The sequence below is a fragment of the Streptomyces sp. NPDC060209 genome (genome assembly GCF_042728155.1).
Taxonomy (GTDB): domain Bacteria; phylum Actinomycetota; class Actinomycetes; order Streptomycetales; family Streptomycetaceae; genus Streptomyces.
In genome coordinates this window covers 1-6,903 of the sequence record NZ_JBHWZS010000398.1, presented here as the reverse complement: position 1 = coordinate 6,903, position 6,903 = coordinate 1, and the positions used below count along the sequence as shown (strand labels likewise).

The following is a 6,903-nucleotide window of genomic DNA, read 5'->3' as shown; positions in this document are numbered from 1 at the left end:
CGGCAGACCCATGCAACTGTCAGAGCCGGGCGTCGCTGCGCATACCCCCACTGACGGACAGGCCGCCGGCGTTCATGCCGCCTCGTCGACGGGAGGCGCGGTCTTCCGCTCGGTGCTGCACCACTCCTGTGGTGTCAGCTGAAGTCGGCGCGATGCTGCTCGCACCACTGGCGGAACGTGCGCGGTGCGATGCCGGTGAGGTTCTGTACGTCGTCGGCGAGGACGCCGGAGCGTCCGGCGCGGAACAGCTCATGCAGGTTCTGCAGGCCGCGTGCCTGTCCTTCGGGGGTGCCGCGCTCGATGTTGGTTTCGGCGAACTGCTCCGGAGTGACGGACACGAACTCGATCTCGCGGCTCAGGACGTCGGCGAGGATTTCGACCTGCTCCCTGGCGCTCAGCGCCTCGGGTCCGTTGAGAATGTAGCCGTGGCCTTCGTGGCCGCTCTCGGTCAAAACGGTGGCTGCGACGCGAGCGATGTCGTAGGGGTCGATCGGCGAGGTCAGGCCCGGGTCGGTCGGGTCGTAGACCTTGCCTTCACCGCTGATGCTGTCCTTCCACCACAGTGCGTTCGTGGACAGGGTGTTGGGCCGCAGGTAGGTGATTGCGATCCCCGAGTCGCGGAGCACGTCGTCGCGGGTGTTGATCATTTCGCCGATGACCGGCCGGGGGTGGATGACGGTGCCGATCGAGGAAAGCACCACGATCCGGGTCACTCCGCCAGCCTTGGCGGCGTCAACAACGGACTGTGCCTGGGCGGGGAGCGGGGCGGCCTGCATGAAGAAGATGTCATCGACTCCCTGGGCCGCCTCGTGGAGGGCTTCGCTGTCGTCGAGGTCGCCGATCGCGATCTCGGCCGCGTCCGGCAGCTGGCTGGCCTTGTCGGGGTTGCGGATGTAGGCGCGGACGTCGTGGCCGCCGTCGACGAGCTGCTTGACGAGTTCACTGCCGACGTTTCCGGTGGCTCCGGTGACGAGAATCATGCGTGTGGTTCCTTTACGAAGTGGTTTGACTACCAGGGGAGTTCGCCGGCGCGGTCGGCATAGGTGCCGCTGGGCCCGTCGGGGCCGGCAAGAGCGAAGGCGAGGATGGCGTCGGTACCGTCCTGGATCGAGTGACCCTGGTCGCCGCTCAGGTCGGTGGCGGTCTGGCCGGGGTCGGCGGCGTTGATGTGGATCTGCGGTAGCAGACGCGCCATCCGGGCGGTCATCATGTTGATCGCCGCCTTGGACGCGGCGTACGGCACCGTGCCGGCGCGGGATTCGATGCGGTCCGGGGCGTGGAACAGCGCGAATGATCCGAGTCCCCTGCTAACGTTCACGATCCGCGGATTGCTGCTCTTCCCCAGCAGTGGCAGGCACGCGTGAATGAGGCGCATGTAACCGACGACGTTCGTCATCAGCACCTCGGTCATATCGTCGGCGGTGTAATCCTGCGGCTCACGCCGCGGGCCTCCGATGCCGGCGCTATTGAGAAGCACGTCAAGGCGGCCGTGCTCCTTTTGGATGAATGCGATGGCCTGCTGAACCGACTCGTCCGACGTGACGTCGACCTGCAGGAACTGCGCCTTGATGCTGTCCGCTGCGGGCCGCCCGCGCTCCGCGTTCCGGGCCCCCAGGTATACGTGAAATCCCTGGTCAACAAGGCGACGTACCGTCTTCAGGCCGATGCCCTTGTTCGCTCCGGTGACCAGTGCAATAGGCATTCCTATTTCCGCATCACTCATGAAACACCCTTTCCGATACCGCCCCCGCCATCCATTAGATCTCCCTGCTTGGGCGAACGCGTGCCAGGAGCCTGGCCCTGTTTGTGCCAGGATGAAAAAGCGTTCTCCGGGCCGGGCGGGTGTGACGGTGGCCGACAATGGAGTCATGAACGAGACCCCGACGCTGGCCGTCCTACTGCGTTCCTGGCGCGCGCGGCTGCAGCCCAGCGAGGTGGGACTGCCACCCCAAACGGGCGCGCGCCGCACCGCGGGGCTGCGCCGTGAGGAAGTCGCCGCGCTGGCGCTGATCTCCCCGGACTACATCAAGCGCATAGAGCAAGGGCGTGCGCACCCCAGCGGCCCCGTGCTGCGGGCACTTGCCGAGGCGCTGCGGCTCTCCCCGGCCGAGTACGAGCTGGCCTGCCGCCTGGCCGGGCTGGCCTCCGACCGAGAGGGCCTGGTGCCCCAGCGCATCGGCCCAAGCGTGCAGCGGCTCATCGATCGCCTGGGTGACGTTCCAATCGCCGTGTTCGATGCTGCCTGGACCCACCTGGGCCACAACGATCTGTGGCCCGCCCTGACAGGGGTCGACTGGCGGGGGCGGCGCGGACGGACCGCGAACATCATCTGGATGACCTTCATCGAACAAGTCGTCTCCGTGCGCCATCCCTACCCCGACGAGCACAAGACGTCGATGGTGGCCGACCTGCGGGATGTCGCCGGACGCTACCCGGCCGACCGCGAGCTCAAAGAAATGATCGACGAGCTATGCAGGAGAAGCGAAGAATTCGCGACGCTGTGGGCAGGCGGCGCCGTCGGACACCACAAGACCGCGCGCAAAACAATCGACCACCCCCCGATCGGGCCAATTGAGCTGGACTGCGACGTCCTCTCCGCGCACGGCTCAGACGTCCGCATCGTCGTCTTCACCGCCGACCCCGGCAGCGAGGCGGACAGCAAACTGCGCCTGCTATCCGTCCTGGCCAGCGAGAACATGCCAGCACCCGCCTCGCCCGAGGGCGAATAGCACGCAAGGCACCGGGACTGCTCGCCGACACCTACCCCCGCCCAGGCCACGTACCAGCTGGCGGAGTCGGTGGAGGCAACGGAGGTCCTGGCGGTGAGCGTATGCGGTCTGATCGTCAGCCGGAGCGGCTGAGGACGAAGCGGCACAGGAGCCTCGGGCCGACGGGACCTATTCAGGGCGCGTGAGCCGCCGAGCGCAATTGTCAACGGCCACCCATTGGGACTTTCCGTGGCCATTAGCCTGGACTCGACTGGCCGCGTACCAGGACTTTGCCGTGGCCGCTATCAGGGGCATCGCCGGCTCCCACCAGCCGCAGTTTCTCGACGCCCTGCACCGTGATCACGCAGAAGTGGAAGACCGGGTGCGGACGAACAAGGCGATGGGCCTGCACAATCTCCCGTCCAAGTCCTGGGATGTGAACTGCGGCTGGATGCTCGCCGCGAACCTGGCCGCCGACCTCGACGCCTGGGTGCGGCTCCTGAGCCTGCACGACGTCGGCGACCTGGCCGATGCCGAGATCGACACCCTGCGCTTTCACCTCTACCACGTGCCCGCCCGCCTCACGAAACACGCCCGCCGCCGCTGGCTCCGCATCGAGGCCACCTGGCCCTGGGCCGACACCTTCACCACCTGCTGGCAGCGGCTCTGCAGACTTCCGGCTGTCATCTGACGGTCCGGGCCGATCCCGACGAAGACCAGAGCGGAGGAGACCTGCACCTCCCCGGGAGACGTGGAACCCCGGCGCGGCCGCAGCGTCACGCGACGGCCCACCCTGACCAGCGGGGGATATTACGGGCGAACTGCCGAGCCACTCAGCGACCGAACCCTGCTGACGGATCGAGGCCAACAGGAGTCCGATAAGCTCACGCTGGCCGCATAACCACCCCCGACGCGTGTCCACCTTCGCGGGGGAAGGCCCAAGGCAGGGTAGTTAGCGTTTTCGCAGGTCACGCAGGTGAGTTGAAGGATTCCCGACGCAGAGCAACGGAGCTCGTTGGTACAGGCAGTCGACCAAGACAGCTTGTCCCAAAGGAGCTCCGTTGCCCCGTCATTGTGTCCTGCCGTCTGCGCTGACGGCCATCACCCGAACGGTCACCGTGGCCGGGGGGGCGGTTCACTCCTGGGCATCTGGGGGAGCTGACGGCGGTCGTGCCGTTTGAGCTGGTAGACGCGGTCCTTGCGGAGACGAGGACGGTGCAGAAACGGCTGCGTGATCTTCCGTCGCGGGTCGGGGTCTACTTCCTGCTGGCGATGTGCCTGTTCCCCGAGGTCGGCTACCGCCTCGTCTGGGACAAGCTGACCGCAGGTCTGTCCGGGATGCCGGTCGTCTGTCCGTCGGCCAAGGCGTTGCGTGACCTGCGCCGGCGGATCGGCAGCGCGCCAGTACGGGCGTTGTTCGAAGTGCTGGCCGGGTTGCTGGCCCAGCCGACGACGCCAGGTGTGCGTTTCAGTTCGTACCGGATGGTGTCGTTCGACGGCTGCAGTTCGCTGAGGGTTCCCGATTCCGAGCGGAACCGGGCCTGGCTGGGCAGGACTTCGCATCATGGCTATTCGACGCTGGAGTTGATGACGCTGGTCGAGACCGGCACCCGGGCTCTGGTCGGCGCGGTGTTCGGCTCCACCGCCGAGGGCAAGACGAGCTACGCCGGCCGGCTGCTGCATCTGCTGCGGCCGGACATGCTGGTGCTGTGGGACAAGGGATTCGACAGCAATGCCTTCCTCGCGACGGTCACCGACACCGGCGCCCAGGTCCTGGGCCGGCTCCGCAGCAACCGGCGCACGCCGGTCCTCACACGCCTCACTGACGGCTCCTACCTGTCGGTGATCGGCACCGTGAAAGTGCGGATCATCGACGCACAGATCGCCGTGACCTGCGCGGACGCCACATCCTTCACCGGGTCCTACCGACTGGTCACGACCCTGACCGACGCCCGCCGTCACCCCGCCACCGCGCTGGTGGGTCTCTATCACCAGCGGTGGGAACACGAATCGGCGTACTACGCGCTCCGCCACACCATCATGAACGGCCGCAACCTGCGCTCGGGCGACCCGGCAGGCATCGAGCAGGAGATGTGGGCCCTGCTCACGCTCTACCAGGCCCTACGCACCGTGATGGTCACTGCCGCAGAGTCCCTCCCCGGCACCGACCCGGACCGCTGCTGCTTCAGCATCACGCTCCACACCGCCCGCGCCCAGGTGATCCAGGCCAACGGCATCGTCACCGCCGACACCGATCGGGACACTCTCCTCGGGTTGATCGGCCGTTGGATCCTGACCGGTCTGCTCCCGACCCGCCGGCAACGGGTCAGCACCCGCAAGGTCAAGTCACCGATGTCCCGCTACAGCGAGCGCCACGCCGACGGCCGGCTCGGCACAAGCCACACCGTCACCCGCCTCGACGTCACCGTCATCGAACCCGTGGATCAACCTGCGCTGCCCACGGCCTCCCGGGACGACCGACACGCCAGTCCTTCCGCACGGCGCCGACACCGCATCCTGGCCCTGCTCCAGGAAGACCCCACGCGTCTGTGGCAACCCCGTGAGATCGCCGCCCACTTCGGCGATGTCACCCTGGAAACCATGTACAGACAACGGAACCGATGGGCCGCCAGCGGCCTCATCCACAAACTCGGCCCCGGCCTCTACGCCGCAACAGCATGGTCCCCAGCCTCACTTGCGTGACCAGCGAAAGGGTCTATCAGGAATCAGGTGTAGATCGTCTGTTTGGCCTACGGGTTCTTCGGTGGGCTGATCGGCCTACGCTCGGGTGGCGGTAAGGCGGCCGTCGAAGAGGACGTCGAACTCGTTGAGGGCGGTCTTCCAGCGGTTGTTCCAGCGCTGGCGGCCGCGGCCGGTGGGATCGAGGGCGAGGGTGGTCAGGTAGAGGCGTTTGAGGGCGGCGGTCTCGTTGGGGAAGTGTCCGCAGGCTTGGGCCGCTCGCCGGTAGCGGGCGTTGAGGGACTCGATGGCGTTGGTGGTGTAGACGACCTGGCGGATTGCGTCGGGCAGGCCGAGGAAGGGCACGAACTCGCTCCAGGCCCGTTCCCACGTTCCGGTGATCGAGGGGTACTTCTTGCCCCATTTCTCGGCGAACTCCTCCAGCCGGGCGCGGGCTTGTTCCTCGTTGACGGCGGTGTAGACGGGCTTGAGGTCGCGGGCGACGTCGGCCCAGTCCCGGCGCGAGGCATAGCGCAGGCTGTTGCGGATCAGGTGGACCACGCAGGTCTGCACCACGGTCCGCGGCCAGACCGTGTTGACCGCGTCGGGCAGGGCGGAGAGACCGTCGCAGACCAGCATCAGCACGTCACGGACGCCTCTGTTCTTGATCTCGGTCAGCACGGTGGCCCAGTACTTGGAGCCCTCGCCACCGTCGCCGGCCCACAGTCCGAGGATCTCGTGGTAGCCGTCGGCGGTGACCGCGATCGCCACGTAGACGGGGCGGTTGGCGACGTGCCCGTCACGGATCTTGACGTGGACGGCGTCGACGAAGACGACCGGGTAGACCGGATCGAGAGGACGTGTGCGCCATTCCGCCATCGATTCCAGGGCCTTGTCGGTGATGGTGGAGACGGTCTCCTTCGTCGTTGTCATCCCGTAGACCTCGGCGAGGTGCGCGACGATCTCCCCCGACGTGAGGCCCTTCGCGGTCAGCGAGAGGACCATCTCGTCCAGCGCGCCGGTCCGCCCGCGTACTTCGGCAGCAGCCTGAGGCTGAAGGTGCCCAGCCGGTCCCGGGGGACCTGCACAACGACCGGGCCGACTTCCGTCATGACCTTCTTGGCCCGGTAGCCGTTACGGGTGTTGCCGCCCGAGCGTGACCCACGCCCGCCGCGCTGCCCGGCCTCAGCGGCCAGGTGCTGGTCCATCTCGGCCTCCAGCGCGGCCTGCATCAGGTGCTGGGCCAGCTCGGGGCAGGATTCCGTTCTCGCCCATCAGCCGCAGCCCGCCCTCGGCGGTCCGCTCCGTCGCGAGCGCGGCCAGCTCTTCCAGCAACTCGGCGGACAGTCCGTTCGCGGACACCGGCATCGACTTCACGTCGGCACCCTGGGCGCTCTCACCGGCCTCGGCAAGCGACACGCACACCGCCCACGGCCGCAGCTATCACTCCATCGCCCGCGAGCTCGGACTGAACCGGCGCACCGTGCGCAAGTACGCGCGGGCCACAACCTGGCAG

At 67.4% G+C, this 6,903-nt stretch carries 5 protein-coding genes and 1 pseudogene; 3 read left to right on the top strand and 3 right to left on the bottom strand.

Going from position 1 to position 6,903, the window contains the following annotated elements; translation table 11 throughout:
* Positions 1-134: 134 nt before the first annotated feature.
* Together ACFWFI_RS39415 and ACFWFI_RS39410 are read right to left on the bottom strand one after the other, a co-directional pair.
* Complete coding sequence (locus ACFWFI_RS39415) at positions 135-980, bottom strand: NAD(P)H-binding protein (RefSeq protein ID WP_387400241.1); 846 nt, start codon at positions 978-980, stop codon at positions 135-137.
* A 29-nt stretch (positions 981-1,009) separates the two neighbouring features.
* Positions 1,010-1,702 carry an SDR family NAD(P)-dependent oxidoreductase gene (locus tag ACFWFI_RS39410; RefSeq protein ID WP_387400239.1) on the bottom strand — a complete coding sequence of 231 codons (693 nt, stop codon included), beginning with the start codon at positions 1,700-1,702 and terminating at the stop codon, positions 1,010-1,012.
* Between the two features lie 166 nt (positions 1,703-1,868).
* Between ACFWFI_RS39410 and ACFWFI_RS39405 the strand changes: the two genes are divergently transcribed.
* The 3 genes from ACFWFI_RS39405 (at position 1,869) to ACFWFI_RS39395 (ending at position 5,411) form a co-directional block, all read left to right on the top strand.
* The gene (locus ACFWFI_RS39405) at positions 1,869-2,729 is read left to right on the top strand and encodes a helix-turn-helix domain-containing protein (RefSeq protein ID WP_387400236.1); all 861 of its coding nucleotides are present in this window, start codon (positions 1,869-1,871) and stop codon (positions 2,727-2,729) included.
* A gap of 274 nt (positions 2,730-3,003) precedes the next feature.
* Positions 3,004-3,399 carry a transposase gene (locus ACFWFI_RS39400; protein WP_387400234.1) on the top strand — a complete coding sequence of 132 codons (396 nt, stop codon included), beginning with the start codon at positions 3,004-3,006 and terminating at the stop codon, positions 3,397-3,399.
* 458 nt (positions 3,400-3,857) lie between these two features.
* Entirely contained in the window at positions 3,858-5,411 is a 1,554-nt protein-coding gene (locus tag ACFWFI_RS39395) for an IS4 family transposase (protein WP_387400243.1), read from the top strand.
* A gap of 75 nt (positions 5,412-5,486) precedes the next feature.
* On the opposite strand, the pseudogene ACFWFI_RS39390 reads toward ACFWFI_RS39395, so the two are convergent.
* A pseudogene (locus tag ACFWFI_RS39390) lies at positions 5,487-6,755 on the bottom strand (IS256 family transposase).
* Positions 6,756-6,903 lie beyond the last annotated feature (148 nt).

Bases quoted from the DNA above. Each gene is read 5' to 3' on its own strand.
- ACFWFI_RS39415 (WP_387400241.1), bottom strand. From the start codon at position 980: ATGATTCTCGTCACCGGAGCCACCGGAAACGTCGGCAGTGAACTCGTC.
- ACFWFI_RS39410 (WP_387400239.1), bottom strand. From the start codon at position 1,702: ATGCCTATTGCACTGGTCACCGGAGCGAACAAGGGCATCGGCCTGAAG.
- ACFWFI_RS39405 (WP_387400236.1), top strand. From the start codon at position 1,869: ATGAACGAGACCCCGACGCTGGCCGTCCTACTGCGTTCCTGGCGCGCG.